Annotated in this window: 22 protein-coding genes and 3 tRNA genes; 11 read left to right on the plus strand and 14 right to left on the minus strand. The window is 76.1% G+C overall.

What is annotated here, in order from left to right; all coding sequences use genetic code 11:
- Window positions 1-4: 4 nt before the first annotated feature.
- From BM048_RS11360 to purM, 3 genes are all read left to right on the plus strand, one after another.
- Window positions 5-493 carry a histidine kinase gene (locus tag BM048_RS11360; protein ID WP_239078679.1) on the plus strand — a complete coding sequence of 163 codons (489 nt, stop codon included), beginning with the start codon at window positions 5-7 and terminating at the stop codon, window positions 491-493.
- Window positions 494-604: 111 nt separating this feature from the next.
- Window positions 605-2,152: an amidophosphoribosyltransferase gene (gene purF, locus BM048_RS11365; protein ID WP_090033176.1), complete on the plus strand. Its 1,548-nt coding sequence runs from the start codon at window positions 605-607 to the stop codon at window positions 2,150-2,152.
- Window positions 2,149-3,282, plus strand: coding sequence for a phosphoribosylformylglycinamidine cyclo-ligase (gene purM / locus BM048_RS11370; protein ID WP_090033178.1), 1,134 nt, complete (start codon window positions 2,149-2,151; stop codon window positions 3,280-3,282). The genes purF and purM overlap by 4 nt, the downstream gene beginning before the upstream one ends.
- A 142-nt stretch (window positions 3,283-3,424) precedes the next feature.
- Here the strand turns inward: purM and BM048_RS11375 are convergent, their stop codons facing one another.
- Window positions 3,425-3,634, minus strand: coding sequence for a DUF3073 domain-containing protein (locus BM048_RS11375; RefSeq protein WP_090033179.1), 210 nt, complete (start codon window positions 3,632-3,634; stop codon window positions 3,425-3,427).
- Between the two features lie 482 nt (window positions 3,635-4,116).
- Between BM048_RS11375 and BM048_RS11380 the strand changes: the two genes are divergently transcribed.
- Window positions 4,117-4,323, plus strand: coding sequence for a BldC family transcriptional regulator (locus BM048_RS11380; RefSeq protein WP_090033180.1), 207 nt, complete (start codon window positions 4,117-4,119; stop codon window positions 4,321-4,323).
- A 108-nt stretch (window positions 4,324-4,431) separates the two neighbouring features.
- Here the strand turns inward: BM048_RS11380 and BM048_RS11385 are convergent, their stop codons facing one another.
- The 6 genes from BM048_RS11385 to BM048_RS11410 all read right to left on the minus strand — a co-directional run bounded on the left by BM048_RS11385 (window position 4,432) and on the right by BM048_RS11410 (window position 8,975).
- Entirely contained in the window at window positions 4,432-4,716 is a 285-nt protein-coding gene (locus tag BM048_RS11385) for a DUF3618 domain-containing protein (protein ID WP_090033181.1), read from the minus strand.
- Window positions 4,716-5,147, minus strand: coding sequence for a phage holin family protein (locus tag BM048_RS11390; protein ID WP_090033183.1), 432 nt, complete (start codon window positions 5,145-5,147; stop codon window positions 4,716-4,718). The genes BM048_RS11385 and BM048_RS11390 overlap by 1 nt, the downstream gene beginning before the upstream one ends.
- 198 nt (window positions 5,148-5,345) lie before the next feature.
- Window positions 5,346-6,296 (minus strand): aminotransferase class IV, encoded by a 951-nt coding sequence (locus BM048_RS11395; protein ID WP_239078680.1) that lies wholly within the window; start codon window positions 6,294-6,296, stop codon window positions 5,346-5,348.
- Window positions 6,293-7,459, minus strand: coding sequence for an o-succinylbenzoate synthase (gene menC / locus BM048_RS11400; RefSeq protein ID WP_090033185.1), 1,167 nt, complete (start codon window positions 7,457-7,459; stop codon window positions 6,293-6,295). The genes BM048_RS11395 and menC overlap by 4 nt, the downstream gene beginning before the upstream one ends.
- Entirely contained in the window at window positions 7,456-8,178 is a 723-nt protein-coding gene (locus tag BM048_RS11405) for a MurR/RpiR family transcriptional regulator (protein WP_090033186.1), read from the minus strand. The genes menC and BM048_RS11405 overlap by 4 nt, the downstream gene beginning before the upstream one ends.
- Window positions 8,175-8,975, minus strand: coding sequence for a GNAT family N-acetyltransferase (locus tag BM048_RS11410; protein WP_090033188.1), 801 nt, complete (start codon window positions 8,973-8,975; stop codon window positions 8,175-8,177). The genes BM048_RS11405 and BM048_RS11410 overlap by 4 nt, the downstream gene beginning before the upstream one ends.
- A 275-nt stretch (window positions 8,976-9,250) precedes the next feature.
- Here BM048_RS11410 and BM048_RS11415 point away from each other — a divergent pair, with 275 nt between their 5' ends.
- Window positions 9,251-10,399 (plus strand): M20/M25/M40 family metallo-hydrolase, encoded by a 1,149-nt coding sequence (locus tag BM048_RS11415; protein ID WP_203708740.1) that lies wholly within the window; start codon window positions 9,251-9,253, stop codon window positions 10,397-10,399.
- A gap of 40 nt (window positions 10,400-10,439) precedes the next feature.
- Here the strand turns inward: BM048_RS11415 and BM048_RS11420 are convergent.
- The 3 genes from BM048_RS11420 to BM048_RS11430 all read right to left on the minus strand — a co-directional run bounded on the left by BM048_RS11420 (window position 10,440) and on the right by BM048_RS11430 (window position 10,749).
- Window positions 10,440-10,512 (minus strand) — tRNA-Phe (locus BM048_RS11420).
- Window positions 10,513-10,546: 34 nt separating this feature from the next.
- A tRNA-Asp gene (locus BM048_RS11425) sits at window positions 10,547-10,620 on the minus strand.
- Between the two features lie 56 nt (window positions 10,621-10,676).
- A tRNA-Glu gene (locus tag BM048_RS11430) sits at window positions 10,677-10,749 on the minus strand.
- Window positions 10,750-10,915: 166 nt separating this feature from the next.
- Between BM048_RS11430 and BM048_RS11435 the strand changes: the two genes are divergently transcribed.
- A complete protein-coding gene (locus BM048_RS11435; protein WP_175499515.1) occupies window positions 10,916-11,266 on the plus strand; it encodes a metallopeptidase family protein in 351 nt (116 codons plus the stop codon).
- 76 nt (window positions 11,267-11,342) lie between these two features.
- On the plus strand, window positions 11,343-12,404 hold the full coding sequence (locus BM048_RS11440) for a cation diffusion facilitator family transporter (RefSeq protein WP_373308396.1): 1,062 nt from the start codon (window positions 11,343-11,345) through the stop codon (window positions 12,402-12,404).
- A gap of 87 nt (window positions 12,405-12,491) precedes the next feature.
- Here the strand turns inward: BM048_RS11440 and BM048_RS11445 are convergent, their stop codons facing one another.
- Window positions 12,492-14,006 carry an AAA family ATPase gene (locus BM048_RS11445; RefSeq protein ID WP_090033192.1) on the minus strand — a complete coding sequence of 505 codons (1,515 nt, stop codon included), beginning with the start codon at window positions 14,004-14,006 and terminating at the stop codon, window positions 12,492-12,494.
- A gap of 195 nt (window positions 14,007-14,201) precedes the next feature.
- Between BM048_RS11445 and BM048_RS11450 the strand changes: the two genes are divergently transcribed.
- Window positions 14,202-15,794 (plus strand): phytoene desaturase family protein, encoded by a 1,593-nt coding sequence (locus BM048_RS11450; RefSeq protein WP_090033193.1) that lies wholly within the window; start codon window positions 14,202-14,204, stop codon window positions 15,792-15,794.
- 89 nt (window positions 15,795-15,883) lie between these two features.
- Here BM048_RS11450 and BM048_RS19055 read toward each other — a convergent pair whose 3' ends face one another.
- Entirely contained in the window at window positions 15,884-17,854 is a 1,971-nt protein-coding gene (locus BM048_RS19055; RefSeq protein WP_308439482.1) for an FAD-dependent oxidoreductase, read from the minus strand.
- A 48-nt stretch (window positions 17,855-17,902) separates the two neighbouring features.
- Between BM048_RS19055 and BM048_RS11460 the strand changes: the two genes are divergently transcribed.
- The gene (locus tag BM048_RS11460; protein WP_090033195.1) at window positions 17,903-18,478 is read left to right on the plus strand and encodes a helix-turn-helix domain-containing protein; all 576 of its coding nucleotides are present in this window, start codon (window positions 17,903-17,905) and stop codon (window positions 18,476-18,478) included.
- A gap of 44 nt (window positions 18,479-18,522) precedes the next feature.
- Here BM048_RS11460 and BM048_RS11465 read toward each other — a convergent pair whose 3' ends face one another.
- Window positions 18,523-18,993 (minus strand): SRPBCC family protein, encoded by a 471-nt coding sequence (locus BM048_RS11465; protein WP_090033196.1) that lies wholly within the window; start codon window positions 18,991-18,993, stop codon window positions 18,523-18,525.
- A 77-nt stretch (window positions 18,994-19,070) separates the two neighbouring features.
- Here BM048_RS11465 and BM048_RS11470 point away from each other — a divergent pair, with 77 nt between their 5' ends.
- Window positions 19,071-20,018, plus strand: a complete 948-nt coding sequence (locus BM048_RS11470) for an LLM class flavin-dependent oxidoreductase (RefSeq protein ID WP_090033197.1) — start codon at window positions 19,071-19,073, stop codon at window positions 20,016-20,018.
- A 52-nt stretch (window positions 20,019-20,070) separates the two neighbouring features.
- Here BM048_RS11470 and BM048_RS11475 read toward each other — a convergent pair whose 3' ends face one another.
- A complete protein-coding gene (locus BM048_RS11475; RefSeq protein WP_090033199.1) occupies window positions 20,071-20,598 on the minus strand; it encodes a hypothetical protein in 528 nt (175 codons plus the stop codon).
- A gap of 507 nt (window positions 20,599-21,105) precedes the next feature.
- On the opposite strand from BM048_RS11475, the gene BM048_RS11480 reads away from it, so the two are divergent.
- On the plus strand, window positions 21,106-21,644 hold a 539-nt coding region (locus BM048_RS11480; RefSeq protein ID WP_175499514.1), incomplete at its 3' end, for a DUF222 domain-containing protein.

Here is a 21,644-nt window from a genome sequence, read left to right on the forward strand (position 1 = left end):
CCGCGTGCCGACCGACCCCGACGACCGTCCCGCCGACCGCCCCGACGACGTCGACGTCACGGCTGCCGACGTCACGGCTGCCGACGCCACGGCTGCCGACGCCACGGCCGCCGACGCCACAGCCGCCGACGCCACGGTCGCCGACGCCGCGGCCGCCGATCCCGACGGCGTGCCGAGCGAGGAGGAGCTGCTGCGCACCGCGCGGCCGGCCCGGGTGCGACGCGCCCCGAAGCTGTCGGCGTTCCTCGTCGCCGGGACCCTGGCCGGCGCGGTGCTCGGGCTCGTCCTCTCCGCGTTCGGCGACGGCGGCGGCGCCGCGGCGGGCAGCGGCTTCATCCCGCTGCTGGAGGGCGACGACGCCGCCCGGACCTACCTCGTGCTCACGGGGGCGGGGCTGGGGCTCCTCGTCGGCATGCTCGTCGCGACGATCGCCGACCGCCGGGCGAGCCGGCCGTCACGTCCCGGGGCGCGGCGGGGCGGCCGTCGGCGCTGAGGCCTCAGCGGGACCGGACCCGGGCACGACCTGGTTCGACCAGGCCAGACCAGGCCCGACCAGGGCCGGACCGCGCGGCCAGGGTCGGAGGTCCTGTGCCACCATGGCGTCGTGGCCCTTCGCGCAGACGGACGTCTGAACCACGAGCTGCTCCCCGGTGAGAAGGGCCCCCAGGACGCGTGCGGCGTCTTCGGGGTCTGGGCGCCGGGGGAGGAGGTCGCCAAGCTCGCCTACTTCGGCATCTACGCGATCCAGCACCGCGGCCAGGAGTCGGCGGGCATCGCCACCTCCGACGGCGAGCACCTGCTGGTCTACAAGGACATGGGCCTGGTCTCGCAGGTCTTCGACGAGACGGCACTCAACGCGCTGCAGGGCCACATCGCGATCGGCCACGCGCGGTACTCGACGACCGGCGGCTCCACGTGGGAGAACGCGCAGCCCACGCTCGGCGCGACCGCCGGCGGCACGGTGGCCCTCGGTCACAACGGCAACCTCACGAACACGGCCGAGCTCGTCGACCTCGTCGCCGAGCGGTACGGCCAGCAGCGCCGCGGGGAGCTCGCGCGCGGCAACACCACCGACACCGCGCTCATCACCGCGCTGCTCGCCGGGGACCCCGACCACACGCTCGAGGCCACGGCGCTCGAGGTCCTGCCGCGGCTGCGCGGCGCGTTCAGCCTCGTGTTCATGGACGAGCACACGCTGTACGCGGCGCGGGACCCGCAGGGGGTGCGGCCGCTCGTGCTGGGCCGGCTCGAGCGCGGCTGGGTGGTCGCCTCCGAGACGCCGGCCCTCGACATCGTCGGCGCGTCCTTCGTCCGCGAGGTGGAGCCGGGCGAGTTCCTGGCGATCGACGGCGACGGGCTGCGGTCGACGCGGTTCGCCCCCGCGGCCCGTGCCGGGTGCGTCTTCGAGTACGTGTACCTGGCCCGCCCCGACACGGCGATCGCGGGCCGGTCCGTGCACGCCGCCCGCGTCGCCATGGGCCGGCGCCTGGCGCAGGAGCACCCCGTCGAGGCGGACCTCGTCATCCCCGTGCCGGAGTCGGGCACGCCGGCGGCCATCGGCTTCGCGACGGAGTCGGGCATCCCCTTCGGCCAGGGCCTGACGAAGAACTCCTACGTCGGCCGCACCTTCATCCAGCCGTCGCAGACCCTGCGTCAGCTCGGCATCCGCCTCAAGCTCAACCCGCTGCGCGACGTCATCCGCGGCAAGCGGCTCGTCGTGGTCGACGACTCCATCGTCCGCGGCAACACGCAGCGCGCGCTGGTCCGGATGCTGCGCGAGGCCGGGGCGGCGGAGGTGCACGTGCGCATCTCGTCGCCGCCCGTGAAGTGGCCGTGCTTCTACGGCATCGACTTCGCCTCCCGCGCCGAGCTCATCGCCAACGGGCTGGCCGTGGCCGAGATCGGTGCCTCGCTGGGCGCCGACTCCCTGGGGTACATCTCCGTCGACGGCATGGTGGCCGCGACGGAGCAGCCTGCGAGCCAGCTCTGCGCCGCGTGCTTCACCGGGGTCTACCCCATCGAGCTGCCGCCCACCGACCGGCTCAGCAAGCACCTGCTGGAGCAGGACGCGCTGCCGCTCGGTGCGCCCGAGGACGGGCTGCTGTCGATCCTGCCGGGCGCCGGTGGCGCGTCGGCGCTGGAGCACCCGTGAGCGCGGGCGCGGCGGCGACGGGCGGCGGGCTGACCTACGCGGCCGCCGGCGTCGACACCGAGGCGGGGGACACCGCCGTCGAGCTGATGAAGGCGGCGGTGCGCGCCACGCACGGGCCGCAGGTGCTGGGCGGCGTCGGCGGTTTCGCAGGGCTCTGGGACGCCTCCGCGCTCACCGCGTACCGCCGCCCGCTGCTGGCGACCTCCACCGACGGCGTCGGGACGAAGGTGGCCATCGCGCAGGCGCTCGACCGCCACGACACCATCGGCTTCGACCTCGTCGGCATGGTCGTCGACGACATCGTCGTCGTGGGCGCCGCGCCGCTGTTCATGACGGACTACATCGCCTGCGGACGGGTGGTCCCCGAGCGCATCGCCGACGTCGTGCGCGGCATCGCGGCCGCGTGCGCGGTGGCCGGCACGGCCCTCGTCGGCGGGGAGACCGCGGAGCACCCCGGCCTCATGGCGCCCGACGAGTACGACGTCGCGGGCGCCGCCACCGGGGTGGTGGAGGCCGACGCGCTGCTGGGCCCGGACCGGGTCCGCGCGGGGGACGTCCTCGTCGCCCTCGGGTCGTCCGGCCTGCACGCCAACGGGTACTCGCTCGTGCGCGCGGTCGTCGCGCGATCCGGCTGGGGCCTCGAGCGGCACGTCGACGAGCTGGGCCGGACGCTGGGCGAGGAGCTGCTGGAGCCGACGCGCGTGTACGCCGCCGACTGCCTCGCGCTCGTCGCCGAGGCAGGCCCGGGCGCCGTCCACGCCTTCAGCCACGTGACCGGCGGCGGCCTGGCGGCCAACGTCGCGCGCGTGCTGCCGACGGGGCTGGTCGCGGACGTCGACCGCGGCGGCTGGGCGGTGCCGGCGGTGTTCTCGCTGGTGCAGGAGCTCGGCGGCGTGCCGTGGAGGGACCTCGAGCGGACGCTCAACCTCGGCGTGGGCATGGTCGCCGTCGTCGCGCCCGAGGCCGCCGACGCCGTCACGGCGCACGCGCGGCGGCTCGGCCTGACGGCGTGGGAGCTCGGCACGGTCCGGGCGCTGACCGACGACGACGCGACCCGGCCCGGGCTCGTCGCCGGGACGAAGGGCGTCGACGGCGGGGCCGTGCTGCTGCACGGGTCCTACCGCTGCTGACGCCCCGGCGCCGGCGCCCTGTCCGTGCTGGTCCCCCGCGCGCAGCCCGTGCCGCGCTGGTCCCGGACGCGCACCGGCCGGCCACCCCTGCGGGCGGCCGGCCGGTGACGGTCAGCGGGTGCGCCGACGGCGGACGACGAGGTCAGCGATCGTCGTCGTCGTCCGACCAGCGGTCCCAGTCCGAGGGGCGATCCGTGGTGTCCACGGCCCCGCGGCTCCGCTCGGGAGCGGGGTCACGGTGGCCGACGGCCCCGAGCTCCTGCTCCAGCGCCCGGTAGTTCGTCTCCGGGCTGTAGTACTTGAGCTCGCGAGCGACCTTGGTCTGCTTCGCCTTCTGACGGCCGCGCCCCATGGCATCGACCCCCTCTTACGTGAGTGTGGGGCGGCTCCGTGTCGTGCACGGGCGGCCCCTGATGCCGGTTCGTTGTGTCGGAGCGACACGCTACATGGTGCGACGCCCTCTCGACCACCGCGGACGAGGAGTGGGACGCCCGCCGCGGTGTGGCCCGCGACACGTCCCCTGCCGCCGGCCCGACGGTGACGTCACGACCGCCGCCTGCGACGTCGTCGCTGGTCGAGGGCCGCGACCGCGCACGCCCCGGCGTCCGGCGCGGGCGGGTGACGGGCATGGCGAGGGGTGGTCGTCGCATGACCCGACGTTCACCTGGACCTGTGGTGCGCCTGATCCGGACCCGTCCAGCACGTGACCCCGGCGATCGCCGGACGTGGGGCATCGGCGTAGATTGTCCGCACTGGGACGATCTCCGTCAGGGGGCGGAGGACGCCATCCGCAGGGGGAGGTCGTCGTCCCGCACGAGGGCCTGGAGGTGTGTCATGGCACTGCAGTCAGAGTCGGAGACGCTGCTGACACCGTCCGAGGTGGCCAGCATGTTCCGCGTCGACCCGAAGACGGTCACGCGCTGGGCCAAGGCGGGCAAGCTCTCCTCGATCCGCACGCTCGGCGGCCACCGCCGCTACCGCGAGTCGGAGGTCCGTCGACTGCTCGACGGCCTGCCCTCGCCGCGGGTCCAGACGAGCTGATCCGGCCCGCAGCGACCCGAGCGCAGGTAGAGGACGCCGCCGCAGCCCACGGGCCACGGCGGCGTCGTCGTGTCAGCGCACCCGTCAGCGCATCCGTCAGCGCATCCGTCAGTGCCGGCGGCGGACCGCGATCGTCACCACGAGCGCGAGGGCGCCGACGACGCCCCCCAGCACCATGCGGGCGCGGTTGCGGTCCTGCGGCGGCGCGTCCGAGCCGACGGCGTCCTGGACGAGCTTGCGGCCGCTCTCGACCGCGCGCGTGGCGTTGGCCTTCGGGTCGAGGCGGTCCGTCAGCTCGTCGACGGTCTCGGCGAGCTGCCGACGCGTGGCGGCCAGCTCCGCCTCGAGCGCGACCGTGCGCGGCGTGGCGAAGGTCCCGTTCTTGTCGCTCATCAGCCGATGGCCTCCTTCACGGCGGTGACGTCCTCGTGGACGTTCTCGGTGGCACGGGTCGGCTTCGGCGGGGACCCCGCGTCCAGCCGCTTCTTGCCGAGCAGGGCGAGCACGGCGACGACGACGGTGAGCACGACGACGACGATCAGCGCGGCAAGCCACAGCGGCAGGAACAGGTCGAGCACGATGACCACGAGCGCCAGCACGGCGATGCCGAGGTAGGCGGCCACCACCGCGGCGCCGATGAGCAGCCCGGCGCCGAGGCCCAGGGACTTCGTCTTCTCGACGAGCTCGGCCTTGGCCAGGTCGATCTCGGCGCGCACGAGGCGCGCCCCCTGCTCGCTGAGGTCGCTGACCAGCTGGCCGAGCGACCGCCCGGTGGTGCCGGCGCTCGTGCCCGCGCTCGTGCCCGCACTCGTGCTCGTGCTCATGGAGGACCCTTCGTCGACGGCAGTGGCCGTGGGGCGCGGGGCCCCACGGGGTGCATCGGCACAGTCTGTCGGTCCGCCGGTCCCGACGCGAGACGAACCCGGACCGGACCCGCTGGTCCCGCGCACGTCACACCGGTGTCGTGGTGCCGGGGGACGCGCGAGGCTCCGGGACGGGGGACGCGACGCGGGCCGCGGTCGTCAGGAGCGCCGGCCCAGCAGGTGGGTCAGGAGGCCGGCGGTCGTCGTGTCGTCGACCGGCACGGACGTGCCGTCCAGCGAGCGGATCGGCACGGACTGCCGACCGCTCGACAGCAGCCAGAGGCCGTCCGCCTCCCGCAGCCGCTCGACGGTGAGCTGCACCTCCGCGGTGGTCAGCCCCTGCGCGGCGAACCACGCGAAGGCGGCCGCCTGCGTCGTCCCGGCGAGGATGCCCTGGTCGGTCGCCGGCGTGACGACCCGGTCGCCGTACCGGGCGACGAGCGTGGACGTCGGCCCCTCGAGGACGAACCCGTCGGATGACACGAGCACGACGTCCTGCGCGCCGCGCCGAGCCGCCTCGCGGTACACCGCCTTGTTGACCGCGTAGCTGAGCGTCTTCGCACCCTGCAGCAGCCACGGCGAGGTCTGCGCGACGTCGTGCCGGTACCCGCGGTCGAGCGTGACGACGTCGACGCCCTCCGTGCGCTCGCGCCGGAAGTCCGCCCCCGGGTCCGTGTAGACCCACGCCGTGACGGCCGGGCGGCCGTGCGCGTCCGTGGCGCCCTCGACCCCGCGGGTGACGACGAGCTTGCACAGCAGCTCCGGCAGGGGCTCGTGCAGCTCGACCGAGCGCAGGACGGCGGTGCGGAGCACGTCGAGGTCGAGTGCGGGCAGGTCGAGCAGCGTTGCGGACCGGGCGAGCCGGACCAGGTGCGGCTCGAGCGCCTGCACCGCGCCCTCGACGACGCCGAAGGACTCGAAGATGCCGTCGCCGCGGGTGACCCCGAGGTCCAGCACGGTCACGTGCGGCGCCGCGGGGTCGACCGCGCGGATGCGGGCGTCGTCGTCGGGCGCGGTCGTGGCAGTCGTGACGCCGGGAGCCGGGGTGCCGGCGGGCGCCCCGCCCAGCGGGGGCAGGGCGTCGACGAGGAGGAGGACGGGCACGGTCACGCTCCCTGGGTGCGGGTGCCGGAGGGGACCTCGACGACGTCGCCGCCGTCGAGCCGGAAGGTGGTGGAGGACTGGGCGTTGGCGATGACCCAGTCGCGGTCGACGTCGAAGCCGAGGCCGGGACCGGTGGGGACCGCCGTGACCCCGTCGCGGGAGACGACGGGCGGCACGACGACGTCCCGTGCGTAGTACTTGCCGGAGCCCGAGACGTCGGACGGCAGCGAGAACCCGGGCAGGCTCGACAGCGCGAGGTTCGCGGCACGTCCGACGCCGAACTCGTGCATGCCGCCGCACCACACGGGCACGTCGTGCTCGCGCGCCAGGTCGTGAGCGGCCAGCGCCGGCGTCAGCCCGCCCATCCGGGAGACCTTGATGTTGAGGATGCTCCCCGCCCGCAGCGCCAGCATGGTGCGCAGGTCGTCGAGCGCCACCACGGACTCGTCGAGGCAGACGGGCGTGTCCATCCGCTCGGCCAGGGCCGCGTGCGAGAGGAAGTCGCGCGGCCCGAAGGGCTGCTCGACCATCGTCAGCCCGTACCGGTCGAGGCCCGCGAGCACCGCGAACGCCTCGTCCGTCGCCGGGTAGGCGCCGTTCGCGTCGACGTGCAGGTCGTGGTCGGGAAAGGCCGCGCGCACGGCCGCCACCGGCTCCGCGTCCCAGCCCGGCGCGATCTTGAGCTTCACGCGGCCGTAGCCGGCGTCGACCTGGAGCTGCACCTGCTCCAGCAGCGCGTCGACCGTCGGCTCGATCCCCAGCGAGACCCCCACGGGCACCTCCGTGCGCGTGCCGCCGAGCGCCGTGGCGAGCGGGACGCCCTGCGCCTGCGCCCAGAGCGTCCAGCACGCGGCGTCGACGCCGGCCTTGGCGAACTCGTGCCCGCGGACCTTGCGCCACGCCTCCGTGGCCTCGCGCGGGTGCTCCCACTCCGCGCGCAGGAGCGCGGGCAGCAGGTGCTCGCGCGCGACGAGCAGCGTCGTGCCGACCGTCTCCGAGGAGTAGAACGGGCCCGACGGGGAGGCGATCTCGCCCCAGCCGACCGTGCCGTCCTCCGCGACGAGCTCGACGAGGACGTGCTGCAGCCAGCTCTTCGCGTGCGAGCTCGTCGTGAAGGCGTGCACCAGGGGCAGGCGCACCACCGTCGCCGTCGCCTCGACGACCCTCATCGCGTCCCCCTCCGGGTGGTGTCCGTCTCGTGCTGCGGGGTGCGCCCCGTGTGCTCGTCGGCCGCGACGTACACGCCCAGGGCACCGCTGATGCGGTCGCGGTCGGCCAGGCGACGGCGGGCACCCTTCGCGCTGGCGGTGGTGAGCGCCCCCAGCAGGTGGACGGTGGCCGCGACGGCGGTGGGGGAGTCGGCCCAGGAGGCGGAGTCGGTGCCGACGACCACCGTGACGGCGGCGTGCCGTGCCAGCGGCGCCCTCTCGTCGTCCGTCACGGCGACGAGCGTGCCACCGCCGGCGACGAACTGCTCCGCGATCCCGAGCGTCGTGCGCCGGTAGCGCCGGAACGAGAAGGCGACGAGCACGTCGGTGTCCCGCACCTCGGTGAGCACGTCGAGTGCGCCGACGATGGTGTCGTCGACGAGCGTCACCTGCGACAGCGCCGCCGACAGGTCCGCGGCCAGCAGCGTCGCGTACGCGAAGGACTTGCCGGCGCCCGTGACGAACCGGCGCCGGGCGCCGACGACGAGGGCCGCCGCGCGCAGCACCTCGCCCGACGCGGTGTGCCGCGCGAGGGTCGCCGCGAGCGTGCGCGACTCCTGCTCGACGAGGCGGGCCTGGAGCACGGCCGCCGAGGCGCGGCCCTGCGCGCGCGCCCCGAAGCGCGCGGACGGGCTGCTGAGCCGTCGGTGCTCGGCGTGCGCGTCGGCCGCGCCCGTCACCGTCCCGCCTCGCAGACGTACACGGCGGTCCCCGCGTCGAGCCGCACGCAGGAGACGGCGGCCAGGCCCTCGTCGAGCAGCCCGGCCAGCGCGTCCTCCACGCGGGCGCCCGTCGCGCGGGCGGCCGCCCGGTCGCCGGAGCCCACCTGGAGCGTCGCCGGGAACGGGACCGCCGCCACGCCCGGCAGCGTCGGGTGCCGCAGGACGCGGCCCCAGTCCGCGGGGCCGCTGGGCTCCCAGGGGGCGGGGGGCGCGGGGCGGTCCGCGGGGTCCTGCCCCGGGTCCCGCTGCAGGTCCCGCGTCAGGTCCCACTCGACGACGAGGCGGTCGGAGTCGCCGTCGGCGTACAGGTCGCGGTGCAGCCAGCGGCCGACGGCGCCGAGCACGTCGAGGTTGAGGTGCGCGTTGCGGGCGTAGAGCGGGTCGAAGGACCACCGCATCGTCGTGAAGCCCCGCTCGAGCGCCGCCAGCCGCTGCGCGTGCTTCAGCCGGCGGCCCAGCCCGAGGCCCTGCGCGTCCGCGGCGACGACGACGGCCTGCGAGTAGAACCAGGCGCGGGAGCCGTCCCACCCGGGGAACCCGTACCCGAAGGCGACGAGGCGGCCGTCCGTCGTCCGGGCGCCGAGCGCCGCGCCCCCGTTGGCGGCGAGGGCCAGGAGCAGGCGGCGGTTGAGGCCGCTCTCGGACCCGTCGTAGCCGAACACCGCCCGGTACAGGTGCGAGGCCTCGTCGAGCTCCGCGGCGGTGCGCAGGTGGTCGACGACGACGTCGGGGGTGCCGACCGGGGACTGGGTCACGCCGCGATCATAGGGAACGTATCTTGCGGTGTCACCATCGTGGGCGGGGATCGGTGCTGCACGCGGACGCCCGTCTGGCGTCCCCGTTCCGAGCGGGACCTGCCGCGTATGCTCGCCGCATGACCGACGACGGCACCGCGTCCGACCGTCCGCTCGAGCGTCCGGGGGACCGTCCGGGCGAGGGCCCTGCCGGGGGTCCGGCCCACGGCGCGAGTGGTGGGTCGCCAGGAGGCCTGCCCGGCCCGCGACCGCCTGCCCGGGGCGCCGTCGCCGCCGTGGACGCCGGGGTCCTCGCGCGGGCGGACGAGGCCGTCGCGCTGCTGCGCGCGCTGGTCCACCTCGAGTCCCCCACGGGCGACGCCACCGCAGTCGGCGAGGTCGTCGCCCTGCTGACCGCGACCGCCGCCACGCTGCCCGGCGCCCGGTGCCGGACCGTGCCGTCCGCCGGCGGCCCGCACCTCGTCGTCGACGTCCCCGGCCACGGGGCCGCGGGTGCGCTGCCGCCCGTGCTGCTGGTCGGCCACGCCGACACCGTGTGGCCCGTCGGGACGCTGGACGGCGACGTCCCCTGGCGTGAGGAGGGGGACGTGCTCGCCGGGCCGGGTGCCTTCGACATGAAGAGCGGGCTCGTCGTGGCCCTCACCGCGCTCGCGGTGCTCGCCGAGGCGGGGCTCGACCGGCGGCCGGCACGGCTCGTCGTCGTCGCCGACGAGGAGGTGGGGTCGTCGACGGGCGCCGCCGTCGTCACGGAGGCGGCGGAGGGCTGCGCCGCGGTGCTGGGGTTCGAGGCGCCGCACGCCGACGGCGCCCTCAAGGACGCGCGCCTGGGCAGCACGCGGGTGCGCCTGGTGGTCACCGGGCGGGAGGCGCACGCGGCCGTCGACCCGGAGAAGGGCGTGAACGCGGTCGACGAGCTCGTCGACCAGCTCCTGGCCGTCCGGCAGCGGCTCGCGGCCGTCGCGACGGAGCATCCCGGGACCCTGCTGGTGAACGCCGGTGGCGTGTCCGGCGGGGGGCGCGCCAATGTGGTGCCCGCCCGGGCCGAGGCGCTGCTGGGGCTGCGGTTCGGGGACGCGGACGTCGAGCGGGAGGTGCTCGGGTACCTCGAGGCGCTCGTGCCGGTGCGCGAGGGGGCCACGGTCGCCGCCGAGGTGCTGTCCCATCGGCCGACGTGGGCGCCCGGGGCCGCGTCGGCGGGGCTGCTCGCGGCGGTGCGCGCGGCGGGCGCGGCGGTCGGGGTGGCGGTGGAGGCGCGGCCGGCGCCGGGAGCCGCGGACACGAACGGCACGGGCGCCCTCGGGCTGCCGACCCTGGACGGCCTCGGCCCGGCCGGCGGCGGCGCGCACGCGGTGACCGAGCACCTGCGGGTGACGTCGCTGCTGGACCGGGTCCGCCTCGTCGCGGTGCTGCTGCACACCCTGTGATGCAGGAGACCCCCCGGGCGTGGCCCGGGGGGTCTCGATGTGGCTCCGACCGGTGTCGATCCGGTGACCTCACGATTTTCAGTCGTGCGCTCTACCAACTGAGCTACAGAGCCGTGGTCACCTGGTCCAGGGGACCGGGTGGTGGAGCGACCCCGACGGGACTTGAACCCGCGACCTCCGCCGTGACAGGGCGGCGCGCTAACCAACTGCGCTACGGGGCCTCGTGGTGAGACCTGGTACTGGTGGTGCTGACCTGCGGAACTGCTGGTGCTGCTCGTACCCCCAACGGGATTCGAACCCGTGCTACCGCCGTGAAAGGGCGGGGTCCTAGGCCGCTAGACGATGAGGGCGGGATCACCGCCCCGCACGACGAGGCGTCGGAACCGGGGATGAGCATACGCACGCCCGGGCCGGATCCCCAAACCGGCCTCCGGCAGCAGGGTGACGGGGGCCGACCACGGCCCGACGACCGGCGTGCGGATGGCGACGACGGGGGAGGATGGGTCGGTGGTGGAGATGTCCGACGAGGAGTTCGACGACGCCGTCCGCGACGGGCTCGACCAGGTGCCGGCGGAGCTCGCGCGGCTGATGGACAACGTCGTGGTGCTCGTGGAGGACGAGCCGCCGGCGGACGCCGAGGACCCGGACCTGCTCGGGCTCTACGAGGGCACGCCCCTCACCGAGCGCGACGGCTGGTGGGCCGCCGGGTCGCTGCCGGACCGCATCACCGTCTTCCGCGGCCCGACCCTGCGGATGTGCGAGGACCGCGACGAGGTCGTCGAGGAGGTGGCGATCACCGTGGTGCACGAGATCGCCCACCACTTCGGCATCGACGACGAGCGGCTGCACGCCCTGGGCTGGGGCTGACGGGTCCCGCGCCGGTCCTGAGGGCAGCCGTGCGGGACGCAGCGGGCGTGCGGGTGCCCGTCGCTACCCTGGTCGCGTGACGACCGTCGCGCCGCCGCCCGGGTGCGGGGACCCCGGACCGCACCCGGTGCCCGACGAGGCGCACGGGCCGGGGACGCACGCGCACACCCAGGGGCGCGGCCACTCCCACGGGCGCGGTCACTGCCACGCGCACGGACCCGGCCACGGATCCGGCCACGCGCACGGCGCGACCGCGGCGCAGGCACACCGCGGGCGGCTCGTCGGCGTGCTCGTCCTCACGCTCGTCGTCATGGTGGCGGAGGTCGTCGGCGGCGTGCTGTCGGGGTCCTTCGCGCTGCTCGCGGACGCGGGGCACATGCTCACGGACTCGGCCGGCGTCGCCCTGGCCCTCTTCGCGACGGCGCTGGCCGCCCGGCCGGCCAGCGCCGCGCGCACGTTCGGCTGGCAGCGGGCGGAGATCCTCGCGGCGCTGGCCAACGGTCTCGTCGTCGCGGTCGTGGGGGTGCTCGTGCTGGTCGGCGGCGTGCGGCGCCTCGTCGAGCCGCAGCCGCTGGACGCGCGGCTCATGCTGGCCTTCGCGGTGGTCGGCCTCGTCGCCAACGCGATCGGGCTGGCCGTGCTGCACCGGGGGCAGCGCGAGTCGCTCAACCTCCGTGGGGCCTACCTGGAGGTGCTGGGCGACCTCGTCGGCTCGGCGGCCGTGGTCGCCGCCGCGCTCGTCGTCGCCGTCACGGGGTTCGTGCGCGCCGACGGCGTCGCGTCGGTCCTCGTCGGGCTGCTGGTGCTGCCGCGGGCCGTCGTGCTGCTGCGGGAGGTCGGCGCGGTGCTGCTGGAGAGCACGCCTCAGGGCGTCGACCTGGAGCAGGTGCGACGCCACATGGCCGGCGTGCCGGGGGTGACGGGCGTGCACGACCTGCACGCGTGGACCATCACGTCGGGCGTACCCGTGCTGTCGGCGCACGTGGAGGTGTCCGACGAGACGTTCCGCTCCGGCCGGGCCGCGCAGGTCCTCGCCGACCTGCGCGGGTGCCTCGTCGGCCACTTCGACGTCGACCACTGCACCTTCCAGCTCGAGCCGCCGGCGACGACGGGCACGGAGCGGCACGCGCACGTGTGACACGCGCACATGTGGCACGCGCACGTGTGGCACGCGCACATCTGAGCGGCCGACGCGGCGGGCCGGCATCGCCCGCCCGTGCAGGCGTCAGTGGTCTGCGCCGGGCGACGGCCCCTCGTCGGGCGTACCGGGGCCGCCGCTGCCCAGGAGCGAGCGCGTGAGCTGCTCGGCGTCCGACAGCAGCTCGTCGAGTGCCTCCGCCAGGTCCGCGTCCTGCACCGGGCGTCCGTCCGTCGCAGCGACGAGCACCGCGCGGCGCAGCAGCTCCTTCGTGAAGGAGGCCGTCACCCCCGCGCTGCGGGCGGCGGCGTCGTCGAGCGCGGCGTCCGAGAGCGGGAGGTCGCGGGCGTACAGGCGCAGGAGCTGCCGCCGCGCCTCGAGGTCCGGCAGCGGCACCTCGACGGCGAGGTCGACGCGGCCCGGCCGCTCGGCCAGCGCCCGCTCGAGCAGGTCGGCGCGGTTCGTCGTGAGCAGGAAGGTGACGTCGGCGTCGCCGTCGAGCCCGTCCATCGCGTCGAGCAGCTGGAAGAGCAGCGGGCGCTCACCCGGCGACATCCCGCGGTCCTCGGCGACGAGGTCGCAGTCCTCGAGCACGACGACCGCGGGCTGCGTCGCCCGCGCGAGCTGGGCGGCGGTCGTGACGTAGGCGAGGGACGCGCCCGACAGCAGGACGACGGTGGTGCCGGGCGCGCTGGCGACGAGGTGCCGGACCGTGTGCGTCTTGCCCGTGCCCGGCGGCCCGTAGAGCAGCACGCCGCGCTTGAGGTGCTGCCCGGCGGCGACGAGCTGCTCGCGCTGCCGGCCGATGCCGATGACGTGCCGACGGATCCGCTCCAGCGCCCCGGGCGGCAGGACGACGTCCGCCTCGCCCACGTCGGGGCGGGCGACGAAGGTGATGCCGCCGTTGCTGTGCGGCTCGAACGGCGAGCCGGAGAACGACACGACCTGCCCGCGCAGGACGCTGCGCTCGAGCATGAGCCGCCGGACCTCGTCGATGAACGCCGGGGCGAGGTCCTCGTCGAGGCACGCGACCTCGAGGGCTGAATCCCTCCCGTACTGCGGCCGGGCTGCGCGCTGCAGGACCGCCAGCGGCTGCCCGCGGAACGTCAGGAGCCGCACGCCGAACGCGATGACCCGGCGGGTGGTGTCCGGACCCGTCGGGAGGTTCACGTGGTCCACCGGACCGGTGCCGTAGAAGCCGTAGCCGCGGGTGAGCAGGTCGCCGAACGACTGGTGGTGCGCCTGGTCCCCGCCGCCGACGCCCACCACGCGCTCGCCGCCGCCGCGCTCAGCCAGCACCTCGAGCGCGATGTCGAGGTCGACGAGGGCGTGCCCGGGGATCTCCTCGCGCACGACGAGCGGCGTCACCGTGGCCGCCGAGCCGAGGTGCTCGCGCACGACCTCGCCGATCTGGGGCCCGTGGTCCTCCGCGGTCGTGCGTTCCTTGGCGACGACCTCGTCGAGGAAGGCGCGGAACGCCCGGACGAAGCCCTTCGTGCCGTCCGCGTCGGCATTCACCTGCTCGTCGGACGCCGGGAGGGACCGGGCGGCGGCAGGGGCGCCCGGGACGGGGGACCAGTCGTCGGGCGGGGAGGCGTCCATGCCCGGAGAGTAGGGGCGCGGGCGGTCCGGCGGGGCCGGTCGGGAGGGCACCGGTGGACGACGAGCCGTCCCCAGCCCCGGCAGCCGCCCCGGCGTCCCCGGCGGCGCGCCCGACGAGGGGCGGCGCGGGGCGCGGCGTGCGAGCGTGGGGGCCGTGCGCGCGGGAGCCGAGCCGGGCGCGGTGAGGGGTGTGCGGTGCAGACGGTCGACGCCGTGGTCATCGGGGCGGGGCCGAACGGCCTCGTCGCCGCGAACGCGCTCGTGGACGCGGGGTGGGACGTCCTCGTGCTCGAGGCGCAGCCCGAGGTGGGCGGTGCCGTGCGGACGGCCGAGGTGCTGGCGCCGGGCTACCGGACGGACCTGTTCAGCGCCTTCTACCCGCTGGCGGCGGCCTCGCCGATCGTGCGGGGGCTGCACCTGGAGGACCACGGGCTGCGCTGGGTGCACGCGCCGGACGTGCTGGCGCACGCGCTGGACGACGGCCGCACGGCCGTGCTGCACCAGGAGGCGAGCGACACGGCGGCCGGCCTCGAGGGCTGGGGGGACGGCGACGGGCAGGCGTGGCTGGACCTCGTCGAGCAGTGGGACCGGGTGCGGGACCCGCTGCTCGACGCGCTGTTCACGCCGATCCCGCCGGTGAAGGCGGTCGCGCGCATCCTCGGCCGCACCGGCGTGGGCGGGGCGCTCGACCTGGCGCGCCTGGCGCTGCTGCCGGTCCGGCGGCTGGCGGACGAGAGCTTCCGGGGTCAGGGCGGCGGGCTGCTGCTGACCGGCAACGCGATGCACGCGGACATCCCGCCGGACGCCGCGGGGTCGGGCCTGTTCGGGTGGCTGCTGGCGATGCTCGGCCAGGACGTCGGCTTCCCCGTGCCCGAGCACGGCGCCGGCAGCCTCGCCGACGCGCTGGCGCGTCGGGTACGCGCGGGCAGCGGCTCGGTGCGGACCGGCGAGCGCGTGGTGCGGGTGCACGTGCGCGGCGGCCGGGCGATCGGCGTCGAGACGGCCGGGGGCGAGCGCATCGCCGCGCGGCGGGCGGTGCTCGCCGACGTGACGGCGCCGTCGCTGTACGGCCGGCTCGTCGAGGACCGGCACCTGCCCGAGCGGCTGAAGCGCGACGTCGCCCGCTTCCAGTGGGACCACCCGACGTTCAAGGTGAACTGGGCGCTCGACCGGCCGATCCCGTGGCGGTCGCCGCAGGCCGCGGGTGCGGGGACGGTGCACCTCGGCGTCGACATGGACGGGTTCGTCGACTACGCGGCCGACCTGTCGACGGGTCGGCCGCCGGAGCGGCCGTTCCTGCTCGTCGGGCAGATGACCACCGCCGACCCGACGCGGTCGCCCGCCGGGACCGAGTCCGTGTGGGCGTACACGCACCTGCCGCACGGGGGCACCTGGGACGCCGCGGCCACCGCGGCTGAGGTGGAGCGCGTGGAGGCGGCGCTCGAGCGGACGGCGCCGGGGTTCGGGGACGCCGTCGTGGCGCGGCACGTGCAGAGCCCCGACGCGCTCGAGGAGCACGACGCCAACCTCGAGAACGGGTCGCTCAACGGCGGCACGGCGTCGCTGCACCAGCAGCTCGTCTTCCGTCCGACGACGGGGCTCGGACGGCCCGAGACGCCGGTGCGTGGGCTGTTCCTGGCCAGCGCGTCGGCGCACCCCGGGGGTGGCGTGCACGGCGCGTGCGGCTGGAACGCCGCGCGAGCCGCGCTGAACCAGCAGGGGCTGCTCGGCGGGGCGCGCGCGGCGCTCGTGCGCACGGCCTGGGAGCGGGTGCTGGACCGGCCCTGAGGCGGGCGGATCACGGGCCCGGCCGGGCGTGTGCCGCCGACGGGTCCGGCCGCGACTCGTGCCGGACGGATCCGTCGGCGGCCGTGTCGTCAGGCGGTGGTCGTGACCGCGTGCGCCACGGCGGGCGCGTGCGACCCGCGCCCGCGCCACGCCTGCACCGCACGGGCGGCGTCCTCCTCGACGAGGTCGGCGTTGAGGCCCGCGCCGGCGGTCTGCCCGGCGGCCGCGGCGACGGCCACCGTGGCGGCGAGGTCGGCGACGTTGCCCGCGGCGACGACACCCGGCACGTCGGTCTGGCCCTGAGGCCCGGTGGGCACGTGCTGCGCGCCCATCGGGTGGTCGACGAGCGTGCCGCCCAGGGACAGGTAGAGGTCGGCCCGGGGCACGAAGCGCGGGGCGACGACCACGGCGTCGGCGGGCAGGGTCCGGTCGTCCGCGAGGACAACGGTGAGGGCGGCGGTCGCTCCCGCGGCGACTACGGGGTCCAGCCGGAGGACCGGGCCGTCGACGACCTCGACGCCCAGGGCGGCGAGCGTCGCGGCGCGCTCGTCGTCGAGGGGCGGCATCGCGTGCCGCACCACGGTGACGTGCGGCGTGAGCTGCCGGAACAGGAGCGCCTGGTGGTACGAGCCGTCCCCCGTGCCGAGCACGACGAGCCGGCGGTCGCGCACCTCCCAGCCGTGGCAGTAGGGGCAGTGCAGGACGCGCGTGCCCCAGTGCTCGCGCAGGCCCGGCACGTCGGGGAGCTCGTCGACGAGGCCGGTGGCCAGGACGATGCGTCGGGCGTGGATGGTCGAGGTCGCGCCGGCAGCGCCGGTCGGGCCGGTCGTGCCGGTCGCGCCGCTCGGGCGGACGACGAGGTCGACGTCGAACCCGTCGCTCAGGTCCTCGCCGCGTCGCCGAGCGCCGCGGACCTCGCCGTCGACGACGGCGACACCGAGGGCGCGCGCCTCGGTGCGACCGGCGGCGACGAGGTCGTGCGGCGCGACGCCCTCCCGGCCGAGCAGGTTGTGCACGCCGTGCGCCGGGGCGTTGCGCTGCTCACCGCCGTCGACGACGAGCACCGAGCGGCGCGAGCGCCCGAGCACCACGGCTGCGGCCAGGCCGGCCGCGCCGCCCCCGACGACGAGCACGTCGACGTCCGCCGGTGCCCCGGCCGGCTCGTCGGGGGCCGTCGCCGCCCAGGCGGTCCGGCTGCCGCGGACGTCGAGGTCGGCGGCGGTGAGGGCGCGCGCGTCCTCGTCGTCGAGCAGGGCGTCGAGGAGGGCCCGTCCGTCGTCGTCGAGGCCGTCGCCCAGCCCCTGGCGCAGCCGGGTCAGCTGGAGGTGCGCCCACGCGAGGAGCTCGTCCGGCGACGCGTCCGTGCGCACCCGGAACCCCGCGGTGACGACCGGGCCGAGCCCGGCTGCGGCGATGTCCGCCGTCCAGTCCGGGTGAGCGTTGTGGTGCTGGGCGTCGGCGGCGGCGTGCAGGTCGCGCTCGAGGACCGCGTGCTGGCCGTGCGACGGGAGGAACCAGGGCCGGTCGTCCATCTCGACGACGACGAGCGTGCCTCCCGGGCGAAGTGCCCCCGCCACCTCCCGCAGCAGCCGGGCCGGGTCGGCGACGTGGTGCAGCGACGACGCCGCCCACACGAGGTCGGCGCCCGCGACCTCCGCGGGCAGGCCGGCGTCGAGGTCGGCGCGGACCGTCCGCACGCGGTCGCCGACCCCCGCCGCGCGCGCCGCGGACTCCAGCCGGTCGAGCATGACCGGCGAGACGTCCACCGCGACGACCTGCGCCTCCGGCAGGGCGCGCGCCAGGGCGAGGGTGCCGGAGCCCGTGCCGGCGCCGAGGTCGACGACCGTGCGGACGGGCCGCCCGCCGGCGGTCGCCCGCGCGACGGACCACGCGACGACCTCGTCGAGCGTGGGGCGCAGCACGCATGCGTCGAGGTCGAGCAGGTCCGCGAGGGTGGCGTCGTCGTGCGCCGTGTGCGGCGTCGGACCCTGGTGGCGGCGCTCGTCGTGCTGGTGCCGGTGCTCGTCGTTCCGGTGCTCGTCGTCCCTGTGCTGGTGCATGGGAGTCACGGTAGGTCGGTCATGCTCTAGCGGCATAGGGTCTTGCTCATGAAGCAAGACGAGCTGGGCACCGAGGACCTCATCCGGCAGCGCCTGCGGAGCCTGCGGGTCTCGCGCGGGCTGTCCCTCGACGCCCTCGGCGCCCGGTGCCACCTCACCCCGTCGACGATCAGCCGCATCGAGACCGGGCACCGGCGGCTCGCGTTCGACCAGCTCGTGCCGCTTGCCCGGGCCCTCGGCACGAGCATCGACGCGCTCGTCGAGCCGGCGGGTGACGACGACGTCGTCATCCGCCCGGAGCCGCAGCACGCCGCCGGGCTCACCACCTGGCTCCTGTCACCGGAACGGGCGCTGCCCGGCATCACCGTCGCGAAGATGCGCATCGGCACCGACCGTCCGCGCGAGCCCGCCGAGCGGCGGGTCCACCCGGGGCGGGAGTGGTTCCTCGTGCTGTCGGGGACCGTGCGTCTCGAGCTCGGGGACCGGGTGCTGCTCGTCCGCGCGGGGGAGGCGGCGTCGTTCTCGACGATGGTGCCGCACGCGGTCCTGGCGCACGAGGGAACGGTCGAGGTGCTGTCGATCTTCGACGTCGACGGCGAGCGGACCCACCTGCACGAGGGGTGACGGGCGAGCGCGAGCCGGACCGGCGGCCCGGCGGCCGGGCGACGTCAGCGCTCGGGGTGCGGGTGCCGACCGACCTCGGGGCTCGGCCGCTCGGCCAGCAGCGCGAGCCGCTTGACCGTCTCGATGTTGCGCCACCGCAGCACGAGGTGCCGCAGCGGCGGCGGCACGAGCCGACCGGGACCGGACGAGGCGTCCTCGGCGAACTCGACACGGCACCGGTCGTCGCCCAGCGGCTCCACGTGCACGACGATGAGCGCCTCGCCGAGCGGCCAGCCCCGCGCCCGGAGCCGGATGCCGTGCTCGGGGTCCCAGCCGCGGCTGACGGTGATGTCGTCGATGACGGCCGGCCACGGACCCACCGAGTGGGCGATGCGGGACCCCTGCTCCGGCCACGACGGGTCGACACCCTCGATGCGCGACGCCCCGACCACCCACGAGGCGTAGCTCCAGCCGTCCGCGAGCACCGCCAGCACGGCCGAGGCGGGTGCGTGCACGACACGGCTGACAGTCTCCATGCCTGCACGCTAGTCGCGCCGGCGGTGCCGTGCCGCCGGTCCGTGCCGTGTCGGTGGGCCGCCGTAGGGTCGGCGCCATGGTCGCCGTCGGGATGGTGCTGCTGCCGCAGGAACGCTGGTCACGCGCGCGGAGGCGCTGGACGGAGCTGGAGGAGCGGGGGTACGACCACGCCTGGACGTACGACCACCTGGCGTGGCGGTCCCTCGTCGACGAGCCCTGGTTCGCGACGGTCCCGCTGCTCGCGGCGGCTGCGGCGGTGACGGAGCGCATCGCGCTCGGCACCTTCGTGGCGTCGCCGAACTTCCGGCACCCCGTCCCGTTCGCCAAGGACGTCATGGGCCTCGACGACGTGTCCGGTGGCCGGTTCCTCCTCGGGATCGGCTCGGGCGGCGAGGGGTTCGACGCCGGCGTGCTCGGACCGGCGCCGACGCGGGGACAGCGCACGCGCCGGTTCGAGGAGTTCGTGGCCGTGCTGGACCGGTTGCTCACGCAGGCCGTGACCGACCACGTCGGCGAGGCGTACGAGGCGCACGGCGCGCGCATGCACCCGGGGACGCTCGCGCGGCCGCGGCCGCCGTTCCTCGTGGCCGCGAACGGGCCGCGGACCATGGCGCTGGCGGCCCGGCTGGGCGAGGGCTGGGTGACCTACGGCCCGGCGCTCGGCCCGGAAGACCTGGACGACGAGCCCGCCGCCGCCCAGGAGCGCTGGTGGGAGGCGCTGGCCGCGCTGTCCGACGACGTCGACCGTGCTGAGGCCACCGCGGGCCGTGCCGCCGCCGGCCGCCCGCCGCTGCGCCGGGTGCTCAGCCTCGACGGCGCCCCGCGGTTCGCCCTGTCGTCGGTCGACCTGGCGGTCGAGGGCGTGGAGCGGGCCGCGGCCCTGGGCTTCACGGACGTGGTCCTGCACTGGCCGCGGGCGGAGGGCGTCTACGCCGGCGACGAGCGCGTCGCGGAGGCGTTCAGCGAGCGCCTGCCGGCGCTGCAGGCGCTCCCGGTCGCCCCACGGCCGGCGGCGCGCGGCTGAGGGCGGTCCAGCTCGGCGCTCCCGGGTGACCTCCGCCGGTTGCCGCCCGCGGTCACGCGCGCAGTGCGCGTGACGGCGGCGACGCGGCATGGCGTCCAGGGGGAGCGGGACGAGCCCGGCCGACGAGCGCCGCGACCGTCCCCAGCGCGAGTGCGCACAGGACGGCGGCCACGGCCACCGGGTACGTGCCCTCGCCGCTGGCCGCGGTGTCCTGCCCGGCGACGCGGACCAGCCAGGGCTGGCGGTCGGCGTACTCCACCTCGACGTGCGCGCCCGTCGAGGTGGTCCCGAGGTCGTCGACGTCGACGTGCCCTGTCTGCACGGTGCCGTCGGCGAGCTCGTAGGAGAGGCGGCACTGCCGCGGCCCGGCGCGGCCTGCGCCGTGGCACGCCTCCACGGTGGCGGTCGTCGTGGTCGCGCCGGCCGCGAAGGCTCGGACGGACCGGGCCGTGTCGTATCCCCAGATGCCGGCGACGACCGCGACGAGCGCGGCCCCCGCCGCCATGCGCCACAGGCCTGCGGCGACGCGCTGCAGCGGCCGCCGGTGATGCGCCGCGAGCTGCCGACTGCCGAGAGCCACGCATCGATCATCGACGACCTCGACGACAGGCAGAGAGCGGCGGGCGGAGCAACCGCGCGGGCTCACCGGCGCGATCGTGGTGAGTGGCGAGGATGCAGGGAGCAGCTCCATCACGCGCCAATACCGCGCACGCGACCCGTTCATCCATCGCATCGCTGCCGTCCACGAAACTGCCAGAGAGCTGTGGATGGCACGACTCAAATGAGGGCTGTGGCCGGCTCGGCGCATTCTTCCCTCTTTCGGGCGAACTTTTCGACGCATGGCCGCGGGGGGTGAGCTACCGGATCCTGCGATGTGGTGCCCGAGCGGCATCTGCGCTGGTCAGCGGCTTGATGCGCGCGCCTTCCCTTGTTCGTCCCGGTCCTGGGCGTTGTTCCCGGCGCGGTGTCGTGTCGGTGGTGCCTGGCATTGTCGTCTTCGTCGTCGAGGCGGTGGAAATTGTCGGGACGGGGGTGAGCGGGATTGAGCGGGGTGATGGGGGTGGGGTCGGCGTTGGCGGCTGTGCAGGTGGCGGTCGATGCGGTGGCGGCGGTGTTGGCGGCGGCGGGGCCGGGTGGTCGGGCGGTGGAGGGGCAGGGCGCGGTCGAGGCGGTGGCCGCGGCGTTGCGGTTGGCGGGGCGGCTGGAGGCGGTGGCGGCGGCGTTGTTGCCGGTGGTGGAGGCTGACGGGTTGTGGGCGGTGGCCGGTGCCCGGTCGTTGGCGGGGTGGGTCGGTGAGGTGGGGCGGGTGCCGCATGCGCGGGCGGCGGCGTTGGTGCGCACCGGGCGGGTCTGGCAGGAGGTGGTGCCGGCCACGGGGCGTGCGGCCGTGGCCGGGGACATCGGCGTGGAGGCGGCGCGGGTGATCGCCTCGGCGGCCACGACACCGGCGCGGGTGGCCGCGTTGCAGGAGGCGGGGTCGGTGGCGGGGGAGGGGTTCTTGCTGGCGCAGGCGCGGGTGCAGCCGGTGGGGTCGTTCCGGCGGTTGGTCTCGCGGTGGTCGGCGGCGGCGGACCCGGAGGCCGATGAGCGGGGGTTCCGGGAGGCGCAGGAGCGGCAGTTCGTGGA

The sequence above is a fragment of the Cellulomonas marina genome, from assembly GCF_900111925.1.
GTDB lineage: Bacteria > Actinomycetota > Actinomycetes > Actinomycetales > Cellulomonadaceae > Cellulomonas > Cellulomonas marina.